This window comes from Xanthobacter aminoxidans (genome assembly GCF_043193615.1).
GTDB classification, from domain to species: Bacteria; Pseudomonadota; Alphaproteobacteria; order Rhizobiales; family Xanthobacteraceae; genus Xanthobacter; species Xanthobacter aminoxidans.
In genome coordinates, this window is record NZ_JBAFUS010000002.1 from 247,439 (window position 1) to 269,751 (window position 22,313).

Annotated in this window: 23 protein-coding genes; 7 read left to right on the forward strand and 16 right to left on the reverse strand. The window is 69.4% G+C overall.

The window, feature by feature from the left end; all coding sequences use genetic code 11:
* Positions 1-3: 3 nt before the first annotated feature.
* The 4 genes from V5F74_RS10145 to V5F74_RS10160 form a co-directional block, all read right to left on the reverse strand.
* Positions 4-708, reverse strand: a complete 705-nt coding sequence (locus tag V5F74_RS10145) for an ABC transporter ATP-binding protein (protein ID WP_024277923.1) — start codon at positions 706-708, stop codon at positions 4-6.
* On the reverse strand, positions 692-2,548 hold the full coding sequence (locus V5F74_RS10150) for a branched-chain amino acid ABC transporter ATP-binding protein/permease (protein ID WP_029555081.1): 1,857 nt from the start codon (positions 2,546-2,548) through the stop codon (positions 692-694). Before V5F74_RS10150 ends, V5F74_RS10145 begins: the two co-directional genes overlap by 17 nt.
* A 4-nt stretch (positions 2,549-2,552) precedes the next feature.
* On the reverse strand, positions 2,553-3,425 hold the full coding sequence (locus V5F74_RS10155; protein WP_024277925.1) for a branched-chain amino acid ABC transporter permease: 873 nt from the start codon (positions 3,423-3,425) through the stop codon (positions 2,553-2,555).
* Between the two features lie 193 nt (positions 3,426-3,618).
* Entirely contained in the window at positions 3,619-4,848 is a 1,230-nt protein-coding gene (locus tag V5F74_RS10160) for an ABC transporter substrate-binding protein (RefSeq protein ID WP_029555080.1), read from the reverse strand.
* Between the two features lie 300 nt (positions 4,849-5,148).
* Between V5F74_RS10160 and V5F74_RS10165 the strand changes: the two genes are divergently transcribed.
* The 4 genes from V5F74_RS10165 (at position 5,149) to V5F74_RS10180 (ending at position 8,449) form a co-directional block, all read left to right on the forward strand.
* Positions 5,149-6,132 (forward strand): NAD(P)H-quinone oxidoreductase, encoded by a 984-nt coding sequence (locus V5F74_RS10165; RefSeq protein ID WP_394008890.1) that lies wholly within the window; start codon positions 5,149-5,151, stop codon positions 6,130-6,132.
* Positions 6,129-6,890: an SDR family oxidoreductase gene (locus tag V5F74_RS10170; RefSeq protein WP_024277928.1), complete on the forward strand. Its 762-nt coding sequence runs from the start codon at positions 6,129-6,131 to the stop codon at positions 6,888-6,890. Before V5F74_RS10165 ends, V5F74_RS10170 begins: the two co-directional genes overlap by 4 nt.
* Positions 6,891-6,898: 8 nt before the next feature.
* A complete protein-coding gene (locus V5F74_RS10175) occupies positions 6,899-7,639 on the forward strand; it encodes an SDR family NAD(P)-dependent oxidoreductase (protein WP_394007778.1) in 741 nt (246 codons plus the stop codon).
* Between the two features lie 69 nt (positions 7,640-7,708).
* Positions 7,709-8,449 (forward strand): FadR/GntR family transcriptional regulator, encoded by a 741-nt coding sequence (locus V5F74_RS10180; RefSeq protein WP_394007780.1) that lies wholly within the window; start codon positions 7,709-7,711, stop codon positions 8,447-8,449.
* A gap of 369 nt (positions 8,450-8,818) precedes the next feature.
* Here V5F74_RS10180 and V5F74_RS10185 read toward each other — a convergent pair whose 3' ends face one another.
* Positions 8,819-9,862, reverse strand: coding sequence for a hypothetical protein (locus V5F74_RS10185; protein ID WP_029555075.1), 1,044 nt, complete (start codon positions 9,860-9,862; stop codon positions 8,819-8,821).
* 98 nt (positions 9,863-9,960) lie between these two features.
* Here V5F74_RS10185 and V5F74_RS10190 point away from each other — a divergent pair, with 98 nt between their 5' ends.
* Complete coding sequence (locus tag V5F74_RS10190) at positions 9,961-10,659, forward strand: TIGR00266 family protein (RefSeq protein WP_394007782.1); 699 nt, start codon at positions 9,961-9,963, stop codon at positions 10,657-10,659.
* A 119-nt stretch (positions 10,660-10,778) separates the two neighbouring features.
* Here the strand turns inward: V5F74_RS10190 and phnN are convergent, their stop codons facing one another.
* The 8 genes from phnN to phnG all read right to left on the reverse strand — a co-directional run bounded on the left by phnN (position 10,779) and on the right by phnG (position 17,478).
* On the reverse strand, positions 10,779-11,372 hold the full coding sequence (gene phnN, locus V5F74_RS10195; RefSeq protein WP_394007784.1) for a phosphonate metabolism protein/1,5-bisphosphokinase (PRPP-forming) PhnN: 594 nt from the start codon (positions 11,370-11,372) through the stop codon (positions 10,779-10,781).
* Positions 11,369-12,505, reverse strand: coding sequence for an alpha-D-ribose 1-methylphosphonate 5-triphosphate diphosphatase (locus tag V5F74_RS10200; protein WP_394007786.1), 1,137 nt, complete (start codon positions 12,503-12,505; stop codon positions 11,369-11,371). Before V5F74_RS10200 ends, phnN begins: the two co-directional genes overlap by 4 nt.
* Before the next feature lie 109 nt (positions 12,506-12,614).
* Positions 12,615-13,403 (reverse strand): phosphonate C-P lyase system protein PhnL, encoded by a 789-nt coding sequence (gene phnL, locus V5F74_RS10205; RefSeq protein WP_394007788.1) that lies wholly within the window; start codon positions 13,401-13,403, stop codon positions 12,615-12,617.
* Between the two features lie 95 nt (positions 13,404-13,498).
* Complete coding sequence (phnK, locus tag V5F74_RS10210; RefSeq protein ID WP_394007790.1) at positions 13,499-14,275, reverse strand: phosphonate C-P lyase system protein PhnK; 777 nt, start codon at positions 14,273-14,275, stop codon at positions 13,499-13,501.
* Positions 14,268-15,149, reverse strand: a complete 882-nt coding sequence (locus V5F74_RS10215; protein WP_029555069.1) for an alpha-D-ribose 1-methylphosphonate 5-phosphate C-P-lyase PhnJ — start codon at positions 15,147-15,149, stop codon at positions 14,268-14,270. The genes phnK and V5F74_RS10215 overlap by 8 nt, the downstream gene beginning before the upstream one ends.
* 29 nt (positions 15,150-15,178) lie before the next feature.
* Complete coding sequence (locus V5F74_RS10220) at positions 15,179-16,375, reverse strand: carbon-phosphorus lyase complex subunit PhnI (RefSeq protein WP_394007792.1); 1,197 nt, start codon at positions 16,373-16,375, stop codon at positions 15,179-15,181.
* A gap of 3 nt (positions 16,376-16,378) precedes the next feature.
* The gene (gene phnH / locus V5F74_RS10225; protein WP_394007794.1) at positions 16,379-16,978 is read right to left on the reverse strand and encodes a phosphonate C-P lyase system protein PhnH; all 600 of its coding nucleotides are present in this window, start codon (positions 16,976-16,978) and stop codon (positions 16,379-16,381) included.
* A complete protein-coding gene (phnG, locus tag V5F74_RS10230) occupies positions 16,978-17,478 on the reverse strand; it encodes a phosphonate C-P lyase system protein PhnG (protein WP_394007796.1) in 501 nt (166 codons plus the stop codon). The genes phnH and phnG overlap by 1 nt, the downstream gene beginning before the upstream one ends.
* Positions 17,479-17,630: 152 nt before the next feature.
* On the opposite strand from phnG, the gene phnF reads away from it, so the two are divergent.
* Entirely contained in the window at positions 17,631-18,428 is a 798-nt protein-coding gene (gene phnF / locus V5F74_RS10235; protein ID WP_394007798.1) for a phosphonate metabolism transcriptional regulator PhnF, read from the forward strand.
* Positions 18,429-18,488: 60 nt separating this feature from the next.
* The gene (locus tag V5F74_RS10240; RefSeq protein WP_394007800.1) at positions 18,489-19,130 is read left to right on the forward strand and encodes a pyridoxamine 5'-phosphate oxidase family protein; all 642 of its coding nucleotides are present in this window, start codon (positions 18,489-18,491) and stop codon (positions 19,128-19,130) included.
* A gap of 201 nt (positions 19,131-19,331) precedes the next feature.
* Here the strand turns inward: V5F74_RS10240 and phnE (V5F74_RS10245) are convergent, their stop codons facing one another.
* The 3 genes from phnE (V5F74_RS10245) to phnD all read right to left on the reverse strand — a co-directional run bounded on the left by phnE (V5F74_RS10245) (position 19,332) and on the right by phnD (position 22,226).
* Positions 19,332-20,192, reverse strand: a complete 861-nt coding sequence (gene phnE / locus V5F74_RS10245; RefSeq protein WP_374252926.1) for a phosphonate ABC transporter, permease protein PhnE — start codon at positions 20,190-20,192, stop codon at positions 19,332-19,334.
* The gene (gene phnE, locus V5F74_RS10250; protein WP_394007802.1) at positions 20,189-21,073 is read right to left on the reverse strand and encodes a phosphonate ABC transporter, permease protein PhnE; all 885 of its coding nucleotides are present in this window, start codon (positions 21,071-21,073) and stop codon (positions 20,189-20,191) included. Before phnE (V5F74_RS10250) ends, phnE (V5F74_RS10245) begins: the two co-directional genes overlap by 4 nt.
* Positions 21,074-21,317: 244 nt before the next feature.
* Entirely contained in the window at positions 21,318-22,226 is a 909-nt protein-coding gene (gene phnD, locus V5F74_RS10255; protein ID WP_029555061.1) for a phosphonate ABC transporter substrate-binding protein, read from the reverse strand.
* Between the last annotated feature and the right edge of the window lie 87 nt (positions 22,227-22,313).

Here is a 22,313-nt window from a genome sequence, read left to right on the forward strand (position 1 = left end):
GTCTCAGATGCCGAGATAGGCGGTCTTGATGTGCGGGTCGGCGAGCAGGCCCGCGCCGGTGTTCTCGATGGCGATCTCGCCGTTCTCGATCACATAGGCGCGGTCGGCGATCTTCAGCGCGTGGAACGCCTTCTGCTCCACGAGGAGAACCGTGGTGCCGCTCTTGCAGATGCGGTCGATGACGTCGAACATCTGCCCGACGATGATGGGCGCGAGGCCCAGCGACGGCTCGTCCAGCATCAGGAGCTTCGGCTTCGCCATCAGCCCGCGGGCGATGGCCACCATCTGCTGCTCGCCGCCGGAGAGGGAGCCGGCGAGCTGGGAGAGGCGCTCGCGAACGCGGGGGAAGATGTCCAGCACCTCCTCGAAGCGCTCCATCATCCCGGCGCGGACGTTCGGGTGGTAGCCGCCCATTAGCACGTTGTCGCGCACGGTCATCACGGGAAAGAGCTGGCGCGCCTCCGGCACCATGATGAGGCCGGAGCCGACGATCTCGTCCGGGCTCATGCGGTCGATGCGCTTGCCGTCGAACTCGATGGAGCCGGAGGTGGGCTTCACAAGGCCGGAAATGGTGCGCAGCAGGGTCGTCTTGCCGGCGCCGTTGGAGCCGATGATGGTGACGACCTCGCCCCGCCCCACGTTCAGCGAGAGGCCCTGGAGGATGACGGTCCGGCCGTAGCCGGCGGTCACGTCAGAGACCTTGAGCATGGACGAAATCCTCCCCGAGATAGGCCTCGATCACCCGGCGCTCGCGCACGACGGTCTCCGGCGCGCCCTCGGCGATCACCTTGCCGCTGTCGATGACGACGATGCGGTCCGAGAGGCTCATGATGGCCTGCATGTTGTGCTCGATGGCGATGACGGTGACGCCGCTGTCGCGAATGGCGCGCACCAGCTCCACCATCTTCAGCGTGTCGGACTGGCTCTGTCCCGCCATCACCTCGTCGAGGAGGAGGATGGTGGGTTCGGTGGCCAGCGTGCGCGCCACTTCCAGCCGCTTCAGGCCGCCGATGGGCAGGGTGCCCGCTTCCACGTCCTTGAGCTCGTAGAGGCCGACCGTGCGGGCGACGCGCAGCGCCACGGCGCGGGCGTCATCCACGGAGCGATGGCGCAGGAAGGCGCCGATCATGATGTTCTCCAGCACCGTCAGCTTGCCGAACGGCTGGACGATCTGGAAGGTGCGGCCGATGCCGAGGCGGGCGAAGGCGTCCGGCGTCTTCGGCTGGTGCCATTTGCCGTCCTGTCCCAAGAGTTCCACCGTGCCGGCATTGGGCGCGAGGAAGCCGGAAAGCTGGGCGAAGACGGTGGTCTTGCCGGCGCCGTTGGGGCCGATGACGCCGAGGATCTCGCCGCGCTTCAGGGTGAGGGACACGTTGTCGGTGGCCACCAGACCGCCGAAGCGCTTCACGAGGTTGGTCGCCTTCAGCACCGGCTCGCCGACCGTGCCGCCCACCAGCTTGGCGGCGGGAGCGACGGTCTCCGGCCGGGTCCGCCCGCCGCCGGGCAGGCGGTCGATGAGGCGGGTGACGAACGGGCCGAAGGTGCCCACCAGCCCGCCGGGCAGGGTCAGGGTGATGACGACCAGCACGGTGCCGTAGACGAAGCCGTGCAGGCCGTTGGCCGAGGCCCCGAGCCAGCCGCGGGCGAGTTCCGCCAATGGTACGACGAGAACCGTCCCGAGGAGGGGCCCCGCCACCGTCCCGAGACCGCCGATCAGGGCGAACATGGCGATCTCGATGGCGGTGGCGAGGGAGAACAGCGTCGCCGGCTCCAGGAACGTCATGTACATGGCGTGGAAGGTGCCGACCGTCGCTGTGAGCGCCGCCGAGATGGCGATGGCCCACAGCTTGACGCCGTTGATGTTGATGCCCGCCGCCTGGGCCGCGCTGTCGCGTTCGCGCACGGCAGTGAGGGCATAGCCGAGCCGCGAGTTGCGGATGGCGTAGCTGACCGCGAGCGACAGGAGCAGCAGGCCGAAGGCGATGTAGAGATAGTTGATCTTCTCGCGGAAGATCATCCACGGCCAGCCGATCTGGAGCGGCACCACGAGGCCGGCCGAGCCGCCGGTGAGGCCGTTGAAATGGATGGCGAGCAGCCGCACGACCTCAAGGAAGGCGATGGTCGCCAGCGAGAAGAACGGCCCGCGCAGCCGGAAGCAGGGATAGCCGATGCCAACGGAGACCAGCGCCGCCAGCGCCGCGCCGCCGATCATGCCGATCCAGGGCGAGAGGCCGAAGCTGTCCAGAAGCAGCGCTGCCGTATAGCCGCCGATGCCGTAGAACACCGTGTGGCCCAGCGAGAGCTGGCCGGCATAGCCGCCGAGGATGTTCCACGCGGTCGCCAGCGCCCCGAACACGCAGATGGTGACGAAGACGTGGATCACGAAGGTCGAGCCCGACCAGGCCGGGATGATGACCAGCAGCGAGAGCGCGAGGAGCGCGCAATAGACCCGCGGATTGGCGAGACGCGCGAGGAGGGAAGGGCCGCCGGAGGCCGCCGGCGAGGACTTCCCGGCGGTGGAGGCGGGCGAGGAGTCTTGAAGGCTCATCGGATCACTCCGTGCCGCGGCCGAGGCCGAACAGGCCGGTGGGCTTGAAGATGAGAATGGCGAGGAAGAGCGCGAAATAGACGACTTCCTTCAGGTCGGGGGCGATGTAGTAGCCGGAGAGGCTGTCCACGAGGCCGATGATCATGGCGCCGAAGAAGGCGCCGTACATGGACCGCATGCCGCCCAGCACCACCACCACGAAGGCGGTGAGCACGAAGTAGGTGCCGATGGTGGGCGTCACCGGATAGAGCGGCATCACCAGCGCCGCGGCGAGGCCCACGCAGCCGGCGCCGATGCCGAAGGCGATGACGTAGATCTGGTCCACCTTCACGCCCATGAGCAGCGCCGCGTTGCGGTTCTGCGCGGTGGCGCGGATGGCACGGCCGAGCGCGGTGGACTGCATGAACAGGTGCAGCCCGGCGACCAGCGCCAGGGCGCACACGAACATCACGAGCTGTCCCTTCACCAGGGAGAAGCCGCCCACCATCACCGAGCCCTGCGCGGCTGACGGGGGGATGGAATAGAGGTCCGCGCCGAACACCAGCAGCGCGAGGTTCACGAGCGCGGTGGAGAGGCCGACGGTGGCGAAGATCTGGATGTGCTCCTCGGCCCCCAGTAGCGGCTGGATGAGGAAGCGCTGCACCGCTGCGCCGATGGCGAACAGCAGGATCACGATGGGCACCGCGGCGGCATAGGGGTGCAGGCCGAACTTCGCGGCCAGCAGATAGGCGGCATACATGCCCACCATCAGGAACTCGCCATGGGCGAAGTTCACCACCCGCACGATGCCGAAGATCAGGGTGAGGCCGACGCTGATGATGGCATACATGCTGCCGAGCAATATGCCATTGAGCACCAGCTGGATAAGAACGTCCATCGCGCTTGGCTCCAGTGCGCAGGTGGGTGAGGCGTGCCGTCGGGGCGCAGCGAACCGGCGCCGCGCCGGGGCAGGGGCGCGGCTTCGGCCGAGGGCGCAGCGGGCTGCGCCGGTCCGGTGTCGAAGGGCCCCGCCCGGAGCCAGACCGGGCGGGGCAGGGCGGCGCGGGAGGTCCGCCGCCTCAGTTTGATGCTCAGTTGGCGCCGATGCCGGTCTTCATCTTGGCGACAGCGGCGTCCGTCGGGAACACGGTGACGAGGTTGCCGCCCTGCCACTGCATCAGGAAGGGCACGGCGCGGGTGTTCTGGCCCTGCTCGGAGAACTTGGCGCCCCAGCCGGTCGCGGTCTGGCCCACCGGGATGTCCACCGCGAGGACGGCGGCGCGCACCTTGTCGGCATCCGTGCTCTTGGCGCTGGCGATGGCGTCGAAGAACACCTTGGCGCCCATGTAGTTGGCGAGCGAGTGGCCGGAGCGCGGATCGATGCCGTACTTGGCCTTGTACTTCGCCGCGAACTCGGTGATGCCGGGCGCCGCCTTGGGGTTGGTGTTGTACTGGGTGAAGTCCACGTCGAGGGCGCCTTCCATGTTCTCCGCGCCCACGGCCTGCATGGTGTCACGGGTGGAATAGCCGCCGCCGGCGCCCATCACCGCCTTGGGCTTGTAGCCCTGGTCCTTCATCTGGCGGAAGAACAGCACGGTGTCGTTCTGGTAGGAGGTCTGGAGCACCACGTCGGCACCCGCGGACTTCAGGCGCAGGATGACCGGGGTGAGGTCCACCGACTTCGCCGAATAGGGCAGCACCTCGACCACGTTGAGGCCCTTCTCCTTGGCGCGGGCCTTCTGATAGCCGGAGACGGTCTGGCCGTAGAGGCTGTCCTCGTGGATGATGCCGATCTTGAGATCGCCGGGCTTGGTGTTGAGCGCCGGGGCGATGGCCTCGATGATCGAATCGACCATGCGGTTGGCGAAGTCACGCGCCGTGGCGTTGGTGCGGAACACGTACTTGAAGCCGCGCTCGGTGATGGGATCGGAGATCGCGCCCAGCTCGAAATAGGGGATGTTGGCGAGCTCGGTCACCTGCGTCGCCGCCAGCGACAGAGACGAGGAATAGGTGCCGAAGATGGCCGAGACCTTGTCCACCGAGGTGAGGCGCCGCGCCTCACCGACCGCCTGGTTGGGATCGACCGCGTCGCCCTTGATGAACTCGATCTTCTGGCCGTTGAGGCCGCCGGCCGCGTTGCGCTCTTCCACCGCCAGCTCGAAGCCGCGGAAGCTCTCGTCGCCGAGCAGCGCGAGGGTGCCGGAGAAGGGATAGAGGGCGCCGAACTTCACGGTGCCCTGGGCCGCTGCGGGCTGGGTCGCAGCCAGCGGCACGGCAGCAAGCATTGCGGCGGCAATCGCCGCCCGCGCAAACAACTTCATGGTTTCCTCCCTCCGCCGACCCCGGTTCGGGCCGGGCGATTCAAACCGTTGCTCGGGCACGGTTTTCGTGCCCTTCGGCTGCGGTCCGGCGTGGTGGCCGGTCCGTCTGGCGAGGCGGATAATGCAGATAACCAAGTTGCCTGACAAGTACGACCTATGTATTTTCCTCGCCGACCAGAACGCGCCGTGATGAGGGCGCCGCCGGGACCGGGCGCGGCCGCAAGGACCGCCGCCGACAGGTGCCGGAAAGCCTCGCAGAAGGCGCAAGGGAGGAAGCCGGTGGCAGAGATTTCGAGCACGATGCGACAGGTCCGCTTTGCGGGCGCTGGCGGTCCCGAAGTGGTGACGGTCGAGACGGCGGACGTGCCGCGTCCCGGCCCCGGGCAGGTGCTGGTGGAAGTGGTGGCGGCGGGCGTGAACCGCCCCGACTGCCTGCAGCGCGCCGGCAATTATCCCCCGCCCCCCGGCGCCACTGATGTGCCAGGCCTCGAGATCGCCGGCCGCGTGGTCGCGCTGGGCGAGGGCGTCACCTCGCCGAAGATCGGCGACGAGATCTGCGCGCTGGTGATCTCCGGCGGCTATGCGGAATACTGCATCGCCGAGGCGCCGCTGTGCCTGCCGATCCCGAAGCCGCTGTCGCTTCTGGAAGCCGCCGGACTGCCGGAGAACTATTATACCGTCTACGACAACGTCTTCACCCGCGGCGGGCTGAAGGCGGGCGAGACCATCCTCATCCATGGCGGGTCGAGCGGCATCGGTTCCACCGCTATCCAGCTCGCGCACCATGCCGGCGCACGCGTCATCGCCACGGCGGGTTCGAAGGAGAAGTGCGACTTCTGCCTCTCGCTGGGGGCCGATGCGGCGATCAATTATCGCGACACGGATTTCGTCGCCGAGGTGAAGGCGCTGACCGACGGGAAGGGTGTCGAGGAGATTCTCGACATGGTGGGCGGCCCCTATGTGGCGCGCAACCTCCAGGCCCTCGCGGTGGAAGGCCGCCTCGTGCAGATCGCCTTCCTCCAGCCGAGCGAAGTCACCATCGACCTCATGCCGGTGATGCTGAAGCGCCTGACCTTCACCGGCTCCACGCTCCGCGCCCGCCCGGTGCCGCTGAAGAAGGCCATCGCCGACGCCCTCATGCGGGACGTGTGGCCGCTGCTCGACGCCGGCAAGGTGAAGCCATTCATCCACGCCACCTTCCCGCTGGAACAGGCGCGGGACGCCCATGCGCTGATGGAATCGAGCGCCCATCTCGGCAAGATCATGCTGGAGACCGGCCGGTGAGCGCGCGGGTTGCTTTCGTCACGGGCGCCGGCCGAGGGATCGGCCGCGCCCAGGCGGATGCGCTGGCCGATGCGGGCCTCGCGGTCGCCTATGTGGACCATGATGCGGCGCTGGCGAACGAAGCTGCCGAAGCCGCCGTCGCCCGCGGCGTCGCCGCCATCGGCCTTGCCGCCGATGTCTCCGACTATGCCGCCGTCGCGGCCGCCGCCGAGGCTGCAACTGCGGCGCTCGGTCCGGTGGAGGTGCTGGTGAACAATGCCGGCATCTCGCCCAAGAGCGGGGCGGATGGCCGCCGCTCGGAGGCCTGGGAGATGCCGCCGGAGGAATGGCGGCGGGTGATCGACGTGAACCTCACCGGCGCCTTCAACTGCGTGCGGGCGCTCTCGCCCGGGATGAAGGCGCTGGGGCGGGGCCGCATCGTCAACATCGCCTCGGTGGCGGGGCGCACCTATTGCGACATCGTGGGCGTCCACTATGCCGCCTCCAAGGCCGCCCTCATCGGCTTCACCAAGCATCTGGCGGGCGAGCTCGGCCCCTACGGCATCACGGTGAACGCCATCGCCCCCGGCCGCATCGACACGCCCATGATGCGCGGCACCGCCTCCACCGCCAACGAGGCGGTGCGCCTCTCCACCCCGCTGCGCCGTCTCGGCCAGCCGGAGGAGGTGGCGGCGACCTGCGTGTTCCTCACCTCCGACGCCTCGGCCTTCGTCACCGGACAGGTGGTGGACGTGGCCGGCGGCTGGCTGATGACCTGAGGCGCGTGATGATCGACTTCACCGGCAAGACCCTGCTGATGACCGGCGCCAACGGGGGCATCTCGCGCGCCATCGCGCGGGTGTTCTTCGACCTCGGCGCCAATTGCGTGCTCACCGATCTCGACCATGCGGGCGTCTCCGCCTTCGCGGCGGAGCTGGACCCCACCGGCGCCCGCGTTCTCCCGCTTAGGCAGGATGCGGCGAAGCCCGAGGAGGCGGATGCCGCGCTCAAGGCGCTGGCGGAAAAGTTTGGCGCGCTGGACGTGCTCGTCACCTCCGCCGGCCTTTACCGCGAGCGGCGCGTGGCGGAGATGACGGATGAGTATTGGCGCACCGGCATCGCGGTGAATCTGGACGGGGTGTTCTACACCTGCCGCGCCGCCATCCCCCATTTCGCGGAGGGGGCATCCATCGTGAACGTCGCCTCCATGGCCGGGCACAGGGGCAGCGTCGGCCACGCGGACTATGCGGCGGCCAAGGGTGCGGTGCTGAATTTCTCGCGCACGCTGGCCCAGGAGCTGGCGCCGAAGGTGCGGGTGAATGCGGTGTCGCCCGGCCTCATCGACACGCCCATGGTGCGCCCGCTGATGGCGGCCAACGGCGGGGCGCTGCTCGCCAATACGCCGCTGAAGCGGCTGGGCACGGCGGAGGAGGTGGCGCGGGTCGTCGCCTTTCTCGCGTCCGATTGGGCGAGCTTCGTCACAGGCGAGACAGTGCATGTGAACGGTGGTCTTTATATTGCTAGCTGAGCCGTGGGGCGCCGCACCAGCAGCGGGCGCAACAACAACACACGGCCGCCGGAGGTGAGGGAACACAGGATGGCGGACCCCCGCGAAACGCCCCGCGCGATGCCCCGCGACATTCTCGGCCGCGCGCCCTCGCTCGCCGACACGCTGGCCCAGCGCCTGCGCGAGGAAATCGCCTCCGGCCGTCTCCAGCCCGGCGAGAAGCTGCCCACCGAGCACCAGATGTCGGAGACCTACGGCGTCAGCCGCCCCATCGTCCGCGAGGCGGTGGGCCGGCTGAAGCACGACGGCCTCGTGACCAGCCGGCAGGGGGCGGGGGCCTTCGTCGCCGATCCCGGCGCCGCCTCGTCCTTCCGGCTGGAAATCGCCGATCTCAGTGACCGTGCGGAGATGAGCGCCATCGTAGAACTGCTGATGGCGGTGGAGGCCAACGCCACCGCCCACGCCGCCGTGCGCCGCACGCAGGACGACCTCGGCCGCATCCAGACCCAGCTCGACGCCATGCAGGCGGCGGTGTTGCGCGGCGAGCCGGGGGTGGACGAGGACATGGCCTTCCACCGCGCCATCGTGGAGGCCACGGGCAATCCCTATTTCCGCGACCTCTCCCAGTTCCTCGACCACCGGGTGCGCCATTTCATCCGCACCGCCCGCGCCAACACCGCCCGCCTTGGCGGCCTCGCACAGGCGGTGCAGGACGAGCACGTGGCCATCTTCTCCGCCATCGAGCGGCAGGACGCCCCTGCCGCGCGCGCGGCCGCCGAGGAGCACCTGCGCAACGCCGCCACGCGGCTCGCGCTCTATCTGAAGCCGTGAGCCTGTCCCGGAATGGGACGGGGCGTCGGGCGGGACAGGGATGGAGGGGGAACGGGCCGTGACCGAATCAGGCGGCGGCCGGTTTTCGGGATTTGTTCGTCCCCTTCTGTGCTGGCTGTCACCTCCTGACTTTGCAGGCCGTCATGCCCGGGCTTGTCCCGGGCATCCACGTGGAGCGGCTGGGAACCTGCCTTCGCACGGTGTCCTCTCGGCCCGACGTGGATGGCCGGGACAAGCCCGGCCATGACGGTGATACGGCGCGTGCATGTGTCCCAGAATGGGATGATCGATATCCCACCCCGCGCACGCAGCACGAACAGGGCGTGACCGAATCGGACGCCGCCCGGTCTTCCGGCTTTGTTCGCGCCCCTATCGCCCGACCGCCCGGAACCCGGCCTCCCCCGCGTCGGCATCGAAGAGATAGTCGAAGGCATTCAGCGCCCGCACGGTGGTGTTGACGAAGGGCGGCCGGTCGCCGCGGCCGACGAGGATGACGCGCTCCGGCGTCACCGGATTGCTCCGATCCCCGACCGTGAAGCTGTAAGCCGGGGCCGGCTGGCCCGCGCCGGGGGAGATGGCGAGGCTGGCGCCGTCCGCCACCACCCGCCCGCCGCGCAGGCCGGGCACGGCGAGGCCGTCCGTCTGCGCCGGCGGCAGGGTCAGGTACATGATGGACACCCCGGTATCGAGCAGCAGCGTGCCGCAGGCGGCGGGGGCGCGGGCGTTGAGGGAGAGGCAGGCGGGAATGGGCTGCCAGTCGCCGGTGGCCGGGTCGGCTGCGAGCTTCACCTTCTGAAAGCCCGCGCCGGTGTCCTTCGCCAGTCCCACCTGCACGCCTCGCCGCGTCACCACATAGCCGCGCTTGAAATCGGCCGTGCCCGTCCCTGCCTGCCCCATGCCGGCCACGTTGAGGAAGGGGTTGCGCCCCGGCCCCGCGCCCGGCTGGCGATCCTTGGCGCGGGCGAAGCCGATGCCGAGCATGGAGACCCGGCGCGGCGCATCCATGGGCCGGCATCTGCGGGCATTGCGCAGGCAGTCGATGCGCGTCACCGCCAGCACCGGGATGGGCTGGGTGGTGACGCTGGTGCCGTCCGCCCCGGCCACAGTCACCGGCACCATCACGTTCACCCCGCGCATGATGCGGCCGGAGGAGGTGTAGGTGAGCTCGCCCGGCCCCAGCGGCGTCAGCTGGTCGAAGCCGGGGATGGCGCTGGCCGAGACCACCACGCCGGTGGAGCCGGTATCCATGATCGCGCGGCGCGCCGGGCCGCCATTGATGGAGAGCGAGAGCGTCGGCGGGCGCAGGATGGGCGCGCCCTCGGCCGGGGCGTTGAGATAGGGCAGGACGGCCGGCTGCTGCGCGAAAGCGGGCGTGGCCAGCAGGGAGAGGAGAATGAGCGTGGCGGCGCGCATGGGCTTTTCCTCAGCTTGTTTCAGGCTTGGCCGGAAGGCTTGCTTGCGTGGGCCTTTCCTCACCCTAATCTCGGTGCGGCCTTACCGGGAGAGATAACATGCGCCACGAGATTTCCGGAACAACGCTGCCCGTGCTCACCTTCACGCTGGCGCCGGGCGAGACCGTGCTGGCCGAGACGGACCGCCTCTCCTGGATGACGTCCAACGTCGCCATGCGCACCACCACGGCCACCGGCGGCTCCACCGGCTTCTTCGGTGCCATCGGCCGCGCATTGGGCGGCGGCGGGCTGTTCATGACGGAGTTCACCGCCGAGGGCGGGGAGGCGCTGGTGGCGTTCGCCGCCACGGTGCCCGGCAGCATCTTCGAGATGCAGGTGGCGCCGGCGCGCGGCTATCTCGTCCACCGCCATGGCTTCCTCGCCGGGGCGCCGACGCTCTCCCTCGGCGTCGGGGTGCAGCAGACGCTGGGCGCCGGCGTGTTCGGCGGCGATGGCTTCATCCTCCAGCACCTCACGGGCGAGGGCTCGGCCTTCATCGAGCTGGGCGGCGAGATCGTCAGCTACACGCTGCAGCCGGGGCAGGACCTCCTGGTGCATCCCGGCCATGTGGGCATGTTCGAGGACAGCGTCGCCTTCGAGATCACCACCGTGCGGGGCGTGAAGAACATGCTGTTCGGTGGCGACGGCCTCTTCCTCGCCCGCCTTGCCGGCCCCGGCACGGTGTGGCTCCAGTCGCTCACCCCGTCCAAGCTCGCCCACGCGCTCCAGCCCTATCTGCCGGCCGGCGAGCGGCGGTAGGCCGCCTGCCGTCAGCCCCGGTCCTTGACCGGGGCCAGGCGGGCCCGTTCAGGCGCCGCGCGGTTTTTGGCTGGGTTGCCACGCTCAGGCGCCGCGCGGGCTTTTGGGGGAGGCCCCGGTCAGGCGACCGCGACCAGCTCCTCGGCGATGAAGTCCACGAGGCGCGCGCCGCCCTCGGCGGGCGTGACCACATTGTCGATGGTGAGGTCCGGGGCCACGTCCAGTTCCGGCGCGCGGGCGAGGCGTTCGGCGATGTCGTCGGCGCTCTCGCGGCCGCGCATGGCAAGGCGGGCGGCGCGCACCGGCACCGGCGCCGTCACATGCACCACCCTCACCCGCGCGAAGCGGCGGCGGGCTTCCGGCAGCGTGGCGCGGGAGCCGTTGGCCACCACGACGCCGCCCTGGGCGATCACCTCCGCCACCTCCGGGCCGAGCGCATAGGAAAGGCCGTGCGCCCGCCAGAACAGGGGAAAGCGCCCCTCGGCGAGCAGCGCGTCGAACTCGGCTTCCGACAGCGTGCCGTGCGCCTCCCCCGTGCCCGAAGGCCGGGTGACGAGGCGGCGGGCGAACAGCACCCGCGGGTCGCCGGAAAAGCGCGCGCGCGCGATGTCGATGAGGGTGTCCTTGCCGGCACCGGAGGGGCCGACCACGAGGAGCAGGGTGCCGGGGCCGAACCTGTCGCCAGCCTTTGCGCCGGCCGCATCTTTCGTCATGCCACGCGCCGTCCTTCCCGCCACACGCCCTTCACCACCGGCATGTCGCCGGCCAGCGCCACCCGCACGAGGTCGGCGCGGCGGCCAGCCGTGATCTCGCCGCGATCGGCAAGGCCCGCCACCTCGGCCGGGGTCTTGGTGATCATCCGCACCGCTTCCGGCAGCGCAATGGACGGCACCCGGTGGGTGAGGTCGAAGGCCGCCCACAGCAGGGACGAGGGCACATAGTCCGACGAGAGGATATCCAGCCGCCCGCCGCGCGCCAGCGATTCCGCCGAGACGTTGCCGGTGTGGGAGCCGCCGCGCACCAGGTTCGGCGCGCCCATCAGCACGCGGATGCCGGCCTCGTGGGAGAGGCGCGCGGCTTCCTCGGTGGTGGGGAATTCGGCGATGGCGACGCCGTCGCCGATGGCCTCGGCCACATGCTCGGGGGTGCCGTCGTCATGGCTCGCGACCACGCAGCGGTGCGCGTGGGCGAGCGCCACCAGCCCGGCGCGGTTCTCGCGGGCGTAGCGTTCGTGGAAGTCGAGCCGTGATGAGACGATCACGTCCATCTCCTCGGCGCTGATGCCGCTCTTCTTCATGTAATAGGAGCGGAACTGGTCGATGGTCGCAAACTGCCGCTGGCCCGGCGTGTGGTCCATGAGCGAGATCAGGTGCACGGGCGTTTTCTTCAGGATCGCCTCGGCGTCCTGAACCACCGTGTCGGTGGGCACCTCGCACCTGAGGTGGATGAAATGGTCGGCGCGCAGCGCATCGGCGGCGCGGGCCGCCTCCAGCGCGGCGATGAGGAGCGGCGCGTCGCCGTCCATGCCCACCGCCTTCTTGTCCGGCCACACGCGCAGCGAGTCGAACACGGTGGTGATGCCCGAGGCGGCGATCTGCGCGTCGTGGGCCAGCATGGCGGCAAGGGGGTTCCAGCGCACCTTGGGGCGGGGGGCGAGGTGGCCCTCCACATGGTCCGTGTGCAGCTCCACAAGGCCGGGGAGGAGATAGTCGCCCTCCATGTCCTCGGCGCCGGCCGGCACCACGCCGCTCCCGATGGCGGAGATGACGCCGTCCGTGACACTCACGTGGCCGGACACGATCTCGTCGGCGAGGACGAGGCGGGCGTTGGCGAAAACCTGTCTCATGAAAGGGGCTCCGGGATCAGTCCAGCGGCCCCGGTCTTGGACCGGCGCCGAGGGGGCGCTCAGGCGCCGCGCGGGCTCGACCCGCGAGCCGGGCTCGCGGGCGTGGGGATCAGGCTTCGAAACGGGTGACATCCACCACCCGGTCGGCGACGGCCTCGCGCGTCTCGGCATCGTGGAAGATGCCGAGCAGGCCCGCGCCCGCCGCCTTCTTCTCATTGATAAGGTCGATCACCACCTGCCGGTTGGCGGCGTCGAGCGATGCGGTGGGCTCGTCCAGCAGCAGGAGCGGCTGCGAGCTGATGAAGCCGCGCGCCACATTCACCCGCTGCTGCTCGCCGCCGGAGAAGGTGGCCGGCGGCAGGCTCCAAAGCCGCTCCGGAAGATTGAGCCGGGCGAGGAGGGTGCCGGCGCGGGCCTTGGCGGTCTCTTCACCCACGCCTTCTGCGCGCAGCGGCGCCGCCACTACGTCGAGGGTGGAGACGCGGGGGATAACCCGCAGGAACTGGCTGACATAGCCGACGCGGGAGCGCCGGAGCGCCAGCATCTGCCGCGGCTCGGCGCCCGCCACCTCGGCAAACGCTTCGCCATCGGCGATGCGCACCGAACCGGCGTCGATGCGGTAATTGCCATAGACCATCTTGAGGATGGAGCTTTTCCCCGCCCCCGACGGCCCCCCCAGCGCCACGCACTCCCCGGCGCGGACGTCGAAGGTGACGCCGGAGACCACGGGAAGGGTGAGCCCGCCGCGCAGGTGCAGGGTGAAGCTCTTGGCGAGGTTTTCGACGCGGAGGAGGGGGCTGTGCGTGTCCCGGACCAGCGACGGCGTAGCCGGAGCGCCGAGCCGGGACCCAGCGCAGGACTCCTGCGCAGCAGGCAAAGCTTGAGCGGTGGTTGGCATGGAAGCGCCTTCGGCGGAATGTTGCGCTGGGTCCCGGCTCGCGTTCCGCGCCACAGGTGGCGCTGCACTTGGCCGGGAAACGAAAGTCTCGTTCATCATGCCGCAAGCACCGAGGAGACGAGGAGCTGGGTGTAGGGCTCGCGCGGGTCGTCGAGCACCTGGTCGGTGAGGCCCTGTTCGATCACGTGGCCGGACTTCATCACCATGATGCGGTGGGAGAGCAGCCGCGCCACCGCGAGGTCATGGGTGACGATGACCACCGCGAGGCCGAACTCCTCCACCAGCTGGCGGATGAGATCGAGCAGGCGCGCCTGCACCGACACGTCGAGGCCGGAGGTGGGCTCGTCCATGAAGACGAGGCGGGGGCGGGTCACGAGGTTGCGAGCGATCTGCAGGCGCTGGCGCATGCCGCCGGAGAAGGTGCGCGGGTCGTCGTCGATGCGCTCGGCGGCGATTTCCACGCGCGAAAGCCAGTCGGTGGCCTCGCTGCGGATGTTCTCATAGTGGCGCCAGCCGACGGCCATCAGCCGCTCGCCCACGTTTCCGCCGGCCGAGACCGCCATGCGCAGGCCCTGCTCGGCATGCTGGCGCACGAAGCCCCAGTCGGTGCGCAGCAGCAGCCGGCGCTCGGCCTCCGAGAAGGTCGCGAGATCACGCGTGGCGCCGTCCCGCATCCGGTAGGTGACGCTGCCGGCGGAGGGGGCCAGCTCGGTGGAGAGGAGGCCGAGCAGGGTGGACTTGCCGGAGCCGCTCTCCCCGACGATGGCGAGCACTTCGCCCTCGTGCAGGGTCAGGTCCACGTCGCGGCAGCCGAGGCGGTGGCCGTAATATTTGGCGAGGCCGCGGGCGGTGAGGAGCGGCGCGTCAGTCATGGGCAGCCTCCTGGTAAGGCGCGCTCATGGTCCCCGTGTGCCCTTCCGCCTGGCGGGTGGAGCAATGGTCGGTGTCGGAGCAGACGAACATGCGCCCGCCCTTGTCGTCGAGAATCACCTCGTCGAGATAGACGCCGGTCGCCCCGCACAGGGCGCAGGGTTCCTTGAAGGCCTGCACCTTGAAGGGATGGTCCTCGAAATCCAGCGACACCACCTGCGTGTGGGGCGGGATGGCATAGATGCGCTTCTCGCGCCCGGCGCCGAATAATTGCAGGGCCGGGCTGTCGTTCATCTTGGGATTGTCGAACTTGGGGATGGGGGAGGGGTCCATCACGTAGCGGCCCTCGACCTTCACCGGATAGGCATAGGTGGTGGCGATGTGGCCGTGGCGGGCGATGTCCTCGTAGAGCTTCACCTGCATCAGGCCATAATCGGCCAGCGCATGCAGGCGGCGCGTCTCGGTCTCGCGCGGCTCCAGATAGCGCAGCGGCTCGGGAATGGGCACCTGGAAAACGATGGTCTGCCCGGCCTTCAGCTCCGCCTCCGGGATGCGGTGGCGGGTCTGGATGATGGTGGCGTCCTGCGTGCGCGTGGTGGTGGCGACGCCGGCCGTGGTCTCGAAGAAGGTGCGGATGGCCACCGCATTGGTGGTGTCGTCCGAGCCCTGGTCGATCACCTTCAGCACGTCGTCCGCGCCGAGGATGGCCGCCGTCACCTGCACGCCGCCGGTGCCCCAGCCGTAGGGCATGGGCATCTCGCGCGAGGCGAAGGGCACCTGATAGCCGGGAATGGCGATGGCCTTCAGGATGGCCCGGCGGATCATCCGTTTCGTCTGCTCGTCGAGATAGGCGAAATTGTAGGTGATGGCCGGCATGGAAGAGGCCGGCGCAGTGGCGGGCGCGTTCATTCGGCGGCCTCCTTCAGGTCATCGGCGCCGGGAGCGATCTCAGCCTCCGCGCGCATGCGGCGGATGAGGTCGAGTTCGGCCTGGAAGTCCACGTAGTGCGGCAGCTTCAGATGCTCCACGAAGCCGGTGGCCTGCACGTTGTCGCAATGGGAGAGGACGAATTCTTCGTCCTGCGCGGGGGCGCTCTTCTCCTCGCCCAGCTCCTTGAAGCGCAGCGATCGGTCCACCAGCGCCATGGACATGGCCTTGCGCTCGGACTGGCCGAAGACGAGGCCGTAGCCGCGGGTGAACTGGGGCGGCTCGGTGGCCGAGCCCTTGAACTGGTTCACGCTCTGGCACTCGGTGACGGCGATGTCGCCCAGCGGCACCGCAAAGCCCAGCTCTTCCACGGGAAGGCTCACCTCCACCGTGCCGAAGCGGATCTCGCCGACGAAGGGATGGGTGCGGGCATAGCCGCGCTGGGTGGAATAGCCGAGCGCCAGCAGGAAACCCTCGTCCCCCCGCGCCAGCGCCTGAAGGCGCAACGGCCGGTCGGCGGGGAAGGAGAGAGGTTCGCGGGTGAGGTCGCGCGGCGGCGTGCCGTCATCGGCCGGGGAGGGCTCGATGAGGCCTTCGCCGCCGAGGAGGTCGGTGACGCGGGGCATGGGGGTATCTCCCCTCTCCCCTTGCGGGAGAGGGGCCGGGGGTGAGGGGTGTGATCCATCCGTGGGAACAGCGCCCAGCTCCCGGAGCCCCTCCCCCTCACCCCAGCCCTCTCCCGCGAGGGGAGAGGGGGCTTCGGCGGCCCTTGTTGCCAGCCGCTCGTCCATGAGGCGGTGGGTGTAGTCGAAGGTAGGGCCGAGCACCTGCCCGCCGGGCAGGTCCTTGAAGGTGGCGGAGATGCGCCGTTCGATGCGCATGGCGCCCGTGTCCACCGGCACCGAGGCGCCGAAGCGGGGCAAAGTGGTGCGGAAGGCGCGGGCGAGGAAGATGGCCTCGATCAGGTCGCCCCGCGCCTGCTTGATGGCGAGGGCCGCCAGCTCCCGGTCATAGAGGGAGCCCTCGGCCATCACCCGGTCCACGGCGAGGGAGAGCTGGCCGGCGATCTGGTCAAGCCCGATCTCCGGCACGCTCTCCTCGCCGCGCCGCTTCTTGGCGAGCAATGCGTGGGCATTGCGGATGGCGGCCTCGCCGCCCTTGACGGCCACGTACATGGATCAGTCCTCCATCACGGGCTTCACCGTGCGCGGCAGGCCCAGAACGCCCCCCGGCGCGGTGAGGATGAGGTCGATGCCGAGCGGGTACAGCGCCCGGTTGGCGGCGAGCCGCGCCGGCAGGTCGGACGGCAGCGGCGCGGCCGAGAAGCTGCGCCGGCCGTTGATGCCGGGGCCTGCGATGGTGATCGCGCCGGTGCCCAGCTCCGCCACCTGTACGATCAGCGTCGCCGAGCGGTCCGGATAGTCCGGCTCGCCCTGTGCGAAGGCGCCGAAGTCGGGCAGCGCAGCCGCGTCGGCGATGAACGCGAAGCGGGCGGCGGCGGGGTCGTCGACCACCGGCGCGCCGGTGTGGAAGCGCAGGAAGGCGGCCACGGCCGGCGCGGCGGAGAGCGCGGCGTCGAGGAACACCGGTGTTTCATAATCGAGCAGCGCGAGGGCGCAGGCGGCGGCCTCGCGGGAGAGCGGCGCGGGCGGCTCGAGGTCGCTCGCCAGCGGCACGGGAAGACCCGGCTCGGCCATGGCGCGCATCACGGCGGTAAAGCTGCGCTGGGCGTCGTGCACCGGATCGGCGAAGCCGGCGGCGAGGGCAGTCACGGCCATCAGTCTTCTCCCCGCGTCATGGTGAAGAAATTGACCTTGGTGGCCTCCGTCTCCTCCGCCGCACGCGCCGCCTCCACCGCGAGGCGGCGCCGCACGGGGGTGAGCGCGTCGGTGACGGCGAGGCGCAACGCCGCGTCCTGCCACAAAGCGTCGAGGATGGCGGCGGCCTCCGCCTTCGCCGGGTCGCGGCCGAGCAGATAGGAGACGCCGGTGGCACCGCCCGCGAGCTGCACGGCGGCGCGGGTCACGGTCGCCTCGCCCAGATTGAAGGGGGCGCCGTCGCCGCCGGTGCGGCCCTGCACCATGATGAGGCCGGCCTCCGCCGGGCGCAGCCTTTTCAGCTGCGGCAGCGGCTGGAAGCGCTCCACTGCGGCCTGAAGCTCGGCGCGGGTGGCGCGGGCATAAAGGCCCATCATCACCTCCCGCGCGGCCTGCTCGGCGGCGGGGTCGGGAACGGCGGCGATTTGCGGCTCGGTGATGTGCGGCGGTTCGGACCTCACGGGCGGTCTCCAGATGTCCCTGACCCTGGCGCAAACGGGCGAACCCTGCCGCGGGGCCTTGCTGGACATGGTTTGTATAATAGTCTATACAAATGCGCAAGAAGGTATCTGCGCCCTTTGCGATTTCGCGGGGCGGACGTGGAGAGGCAGGAATGTCTGGTGCGCCGCGCAGTCTCGCCGCCGATGGTCACAGCCCGATGACGGAGGACGAGGCATCGCCAGCCGTGCCCTCCGTCGCGCGGGGCAGCGGCGTCACTTTGTGGCGGCAGATCGCCGAGAAGCTGGAGGCGGACATCCTCGCCGGCACGCTCGCGCCGGGCGTGCGCCTGCCGGTGGAGGCCGAGCTGGCCGAGCGGTTCGGCGTCAATCGCCACACTTTGCGCCGCGCGCTCTCCCATCTCTCCGAGGCCGGGCTCATCGAGGCGACGGCGGGGCGGGGCACCTTCGTGAAGGAGCCGCCGCTGCGCTATCCCATCGGCGCGCGCACCCGCTTCTCCGAGATCGTGGCGGCGGGCGGGCGCGAGCCGTCTGGCCGGTTCCGCGGCTCCACGGTGGAGGCGGCGGATGCGGACGTGGCGCGCGAGCTGCAGCTCGCCATCGGCACGCCGGTGCTGCGCATCGAGACCACCCACGAGGCGGACGGCGTACCCATCTCCTGCGGCTCTGCCTGGTTTCCCGCCGCCCGCTGCCGCGACCTCGATCTCATCTATGAAGCCACCGGATCGCTGACGCGGGCGCTGGCGACACTGGGCATCGAGGATTTCCGCCGCCGCGAGACCCGCATCACCGCCCGCCCCGCCAATCCGCGCGAGATGGACATTCTCTCCCTCGCCCCCGGCCGCGCGGTGATGGTGCTGGAGCGGCTGGACGTGGAGGCCAGCGGCGCGCCGCTGCAATGGGGCCGCTCCTCCTTCGCCGCGGACCGGGTGCAGCTGGTTTTCAAGCCCTAGGTGCTTGCGTCAGCCCAATCGTTTGCGCGAGAAATAGGTATCCGAAGGAGGTCCTGCCCCATGGCCGTCGTCGCCGATGAAGCCGCCCTGCGCCGTCTCTATGGTGCTGCTGCCGGACGCAGCGTCGCCAAGCAGCTGGACCGGCTGGACCGGCACTGCCGGCACTTCATCTCGCTGAGCCCGTTCGTGCTCATCGCCACGGCCGATGCCTCCGGCGCCGCCGATGTCTCGCCGCGCGGCGATGTGCCGGGCTTCGTCGCGGCGCGCGAGCGCGACCTGCTCATTCCTGACCGGCCGGGCAACAACCGGCTGGATTCTCTCACCAACATCCTCGCCACCGGGCAGGTCGGCCTGCTCTTCCTCATTCCCGGCGTGGACGAGACGCTCAGGGTGAACGGCAATGCCTTCATCCATGACGACGAGGAGCTGACGCGCCTCTTCACCGTCGGCGGCAAGCCGCCGCGCACGGTGCTGCGGGTGGAGGTGAAGGAGGCCTATCTGCACTGCGCCAAGGCCTTCATGCGCTCGCGCCTGTGGGAGCCGGAGGCGCAGGTGGAGCGCACCCAACTGCCCACCATGGGCGAGATGCTGCGCGACCAGATCGCCGCCAAGGACGCGGCCGGCGCCGCCTCGTCCTTCGCAATTGAGGCGCCGGAGAGCCAGGAGCAGATGGTCGCGCGCTATCGGGAGATTCTGTACTGAGGCGCCGCCGTGACTTGTCGGGTTGTCATGCCCCGGCTCGTCCGGGGCATCCACCCCTCCGCCGAGCCGGGTGTCTGAACAACCGCACACCCCTCCGGCCCCGAAGTGGATCCCCCGCACAAGGCGGGGGATGACCAAAGCAAAGGGCGGGGGAGCGGAGGAAAGGGCCCGGGTCCGTCCCGAGGCGATCTGCCCGCGCGTTCACCCGATGCGGGATTTGCCGATGATGGCGAAGCGCAGGCGGGAGGAGATGAAGTCGATCACCGCCACCATGATGAGCATCATCAGGACGAGAAACGACACCTTCTGCCATTCCAGCACGCGGATCTGCTCCGCGAGATGAAGGCCGAGGCCGCCCGCCCCGACGATGCCGACGATGGTGGACTGGCGGGCGTTGGATTCGAAGTAATAGAGCAGCTGGCTCGCCAGCACCGGCAGCACTTGCGGCAGCATGCCGAAACGCACCGCCTCCACGGGTGAGCCGCCGGTGGAGACGACGCCCTCCACGGGCTTCCGATCCAGCGCCTCCACGGCCTCCGAGAACAATTTGCCCAGCTCGGCGAAGCTCGCGGTGGCGATGGCGAGGATGCCGGCGAACGGGCCGAGGCCCACCACCGTCACATAGATCAGCGCCCAGATGAGGCGATCCACGCCGCGCACGGTATCCAGCACGCGGCGGACGGCGAAATGGGCGAAGATGTTGGGAATGACGTTCTTCGCGGCGAGGAAGCCGAAAGGAAAGGCGACGATGGCGCCGCCCAGCGTGCCGAGGAAGGCGATGGCCAGCGTCTCGCCGAGCGCGTGCATGTAGAGCGGCAGCTGCGTGCCGGGATCGGGCGGCATCATCAGCGTGACGAAATGCGCGAGCTGCGCGATGCCGCTGCCGAGCCGGTCGAAATTGAAGCCGAGCTGCCAGAAGCCGAAGGCGGCGATGCCGGCGAACACCGCGATGATCACGCCGACGCGGACCCGCGTGTTGATGGGCGGCGCGACGAGGTGCGGATGGGCGGCGGCAAGGCGCGCGCGCTCGTCTCCGGAAAGGCGGATGCGGGCCCGGCTCATCGCTGGCCTCCAAAGCCGAGCAGGCGGTGGCGCACCTGCTCGGTGACGAGATCGATGATCATCACCGCCGCGATGATGAGGAGGAGGATGGCGGAGACATCGGAATAATAGAACTTGCGGATGGCCTCCACGAGGTCCTGCCCGATGCCGCCGGCACCGACGAAGCCCATGATGGAGGCTTCCCGCACGTTGATCTCGAAGCGCAGCAGGCCGTAGGAGGCGAAATTGGAGAGCACCTGCGGCACCACGGCGAAGCGCACGGTGGTGAGCCAGGAGGCGCCGGAGGCGGTGGCGCCTTCCACCGGCTTCATGTCGATGTTCTCCACCACCTCGGCGAACAGCTTGCCCAGCGCGCCCATGGTGTGGATGGCCAGCGCCAGCACGCCCGGCAGCGGGCCGAGCCCGAAGGCCACCACGAACAGCAGCGCGAACACCAGCTCCGGCACCGTGCGGCAGAATTCCAGGAAGCGGCGGGCGCCAAGGCGGATCCACGGGCTCTTCACCAGATTGGCGCTGGCGAGGAAGCACAGGCAGAAGCCGCCGATGGCGCCGATGAGCGTGCCGAGATAGGCGATCAGGATCGTATCCAGCAGCAGCTTCAGCCAATGGTCGAGGTTCCAGTACCACTCGGACAGATCGGCGCCGAGGGTGTCCCAGTGCAGGACCGGCGTGATGCTCCAGAAATAGTTCGGCAACCGATCCGCGTGGGCGAAGAACACGTCCGGCTTCACCTCGCCCATCCAGGCGGCGAGCACGGTGCACACGGCGATCACGCCGAACATGATCAGCGTATGCCGCCGCCGCGCCCGCACCGCCGCATCGTAATGGGCGATCAGCGGGGCGATCTGCTCGTCGGGCAGCCGGGTGATGGCGTGGGACACGTGGGCTCTGCCTGTTCCTTCCCTCCACCCTTACGGGAGAGGGGCCGGGGTGAGGGGGGCGTCTGGGCGCAGGATGTGATGGGCGCCGTCCGCGCCTCAGGAGCCGCCGTCATGGCCGGGCTTGTCCCGGCCATCCACGTCCCGCGGCCGGGAAGCCACCGCGGAACATCGCGCATGCGGCCCGACGTGGATGCCCGGGACAAGCCCGGGCATGACGCGCGCTCTTCGCCGGGAGGCGTCAGCCTCAGCTCTTCTTCTTGCGCAGTTCGTCGACGAACTTGTTCAGCTCGATGATGCCCACGTAGGATTCGTTGTCGATGGGCTGCCAGAGCTGGCTCTTGCCTTCATAGATCTTGTCAAAGGCGGCCTTGTCGTTCTTCTCGATGGAGAAGAAGGCGTCGCGGATCTTGGCCTTCAGGTCGGCCGGCAGGTCCGAGAGATAGGCGTAGGGCGAGTTCACGATCTGGTCGGACTTGAAGATGATGCGGAAGTCGCCGTACTTCGCCATCCCCTTGCGCTCCATGCGCCGGAGGTTGGACTCGTTCTCGTCGTTCCACCAGTTGAAGGCGGCGTCGCAGGTGCCCTGCTGCACGCCAATCACCGCGTTCTCGTGCGAGCCGGCGTAGACCACCTTGCCGAAGAAGTCGTCGGGCTTGAGGCCCATCTTGTTCAGGGCGAAGCGCGGCACGTTGTTGCCGGAGGTGGAGTTGGGATCGACGAGGCAGAGGTTCTTGCCCTTCAGGTCCTCGATGGACTTGTAGGGGCTGTCGGCCTTCACATAGAGCACCGAGTGATAGCCCTTGGTGCCGTCCGCATTCACCTCGATGGCGAAGGCGTCGATCTTGGCGCCGGTCATCAGCGCGCGGGCGAAGGAGGAGGGACCGTAATAGGCCATGTGGATGTTGCCGGCGCGCTGGCCTTCGATCACCGCGGCATAGTCGTTGGCGACGCGCAGCGTCACCTTGGTGCCGAGCTGCTTGGTGAGATAGTCCATGAGCGGCTGGTAGCGATCGGTCACGCCGCTGCCGTTCTCGGCGGGGATCACCGCGAACACCAGCTCGGGATACTTTGCCTTCCAGTCCTGCGCGGCGGCGGCGCCGGCGGACATCACGAGCGCGGCGGCGGCCGCGATCAGGCTACGACGGTTCAGCATGTCTCGTGCTCCTGTCGGACGAAATCGAAACTGGGCAAGCAGGGTCGGCCGGCCCGCGGTCGCGGTCGCGGGTCGGCGCGGAAGGCA

Bases quoted from the DNA above. Each gene is read 5' to 3' on its own strand.
- V5F74_RS10185 (WP_029555075.1), bottom strand. From the start codon at position 9,862: ATGCGCGCCGCCACGCTCATTCTCCTCTCCCTGCTGGCCACGCCCGCT.
- V5F74_RS10190 (WP_394007782.1), top strand. From the start codon at position 9,961: ATGCGCCACGAGATTTCCGGAACAACGCTGCCCGTGCTCACCTTCACG.
- phnH (WP_394007794.1), bottom strand. From the start codon at position 16,978: ATGGCCGTGACTGCCCTCGCCGCCGGCTTCGCCGATCCGGTGCACGAC.
- V5F74_RS10175 (WP_394007778.1), top strand. From the start codon at position 6,899: ATGATCGACTTCACCGGCAAGACCCTGCTGATGACCGGCGCCAACGGG.
- V5F74_RS10160 (WP_029555080.1), bottom strand. From the start codon at position 4,848: ATGAAGTTGTTTGCGCGGGCGGCGATTGCCGCCGCAATGCTTGCTGCC.
- V5F74_RS10180 (WP_394007780.1), top strand. From the start codon at position 7,709: ATGGCGGACCCCCGCGAAACGCCCCGCGCGATGCCCCGCGACATTCTC.
- V5F74_RS10150 (WP_029555081.1), bottom strand. From the start codon at position 2,548: ATGAGCCTTCAAGACTCCTCGCCCGCCTCCACCGCCGGGAAGTCCTCG.
- V5F74_RS10200 (WP_394007786.1), bottom strand. From the start codon at position 12,505: ATGAGACAGGTTTTCGCCAACGCCCGCCTCGTCCTCGCCGACGAGATC.
- phnL (WP_394007788.1), bottom strand. From the start codon at position 13,403: ATGCCAACCACCGCTCAAGCTTTGCCTGCTGCGCAGGAGTCCTGCGCT.
- phnE (WP_374252926.1), bottom strand. From the start codon at position 20,192: ATGAGCCGGGCCCGCATCCGCCTTTCCGGAGACGAGCGCGCGCGCCTT.
- phnD (WP_029555061.1), bottom strand. From the start codon at position 22,226: ATGCTGAACCGTCGTAGCCTGATCGCGGCCGCCGCCGCGCTCGTGATG.
- V5F74_RS10155 (WP_024277925.1), bottom strand. From the start codon at position 3,425: ATGGACGTTCTTATCCAGCTGGTGCTCAATGGCATATTGCTCGGCAGC.
- V5F74_RS10145 (WP_024277923.1), bottom strand. From the start codon at position 708: ATGCTCAAGGTCTCTGACGTGACCGCCGGCTACGGCCGGACCGTCATC.
- V5F74_RS10215 (WP_029555069.1), bottom strand. From the start codon at position 15,149: ATGCCGGCCATCACCTACAATTTCGCCTATCTCGACGAGCAGACGAAA.
- V5F74_RS10240 (WP_394007800.1), top strand. From the start codon at position 18,489: ATGGCCGTCGTCGCCGATGAAGCCGCCCTGCGCCGTCTCTATGGTGCT.
- phnF (WP_394007798.1), top strand. From the start codon at position 17,631: ATGTCTGGTGCGCCGCGCAGTCTCGCCGCCGATGGTCACAGCCCGATG.
- phnK (WP_394007790.1), bottom strand. From the start codon at position 14,275: ATGACTGACGCGCCGCTCCTCACCGCCCGCGGCCTCGCCAAATATTAC.
- V5F74_RS10165 (WP_394008890.1), top strand. From the start codon at position 5,149: ATGCGACAGGTCCGCTTTGCGGGCGCTGGCGGTCCCGAAGTGGTGACG.
- phnN (WP_394007784.1), bottom strand. From the start codon at position 11,372: ATGACGAAAGATGCGGCCGGCGCAAAGGCTGGCGACAGGTTCGGCCCC.
- V5F74_RS10220 (WP_394007792.1), bottom strand. From the start codon at position 16,375: ATGTACGTGGCCGTCAAGGGCGGCGAGGCCGCCATCCGCAATGCCCAC.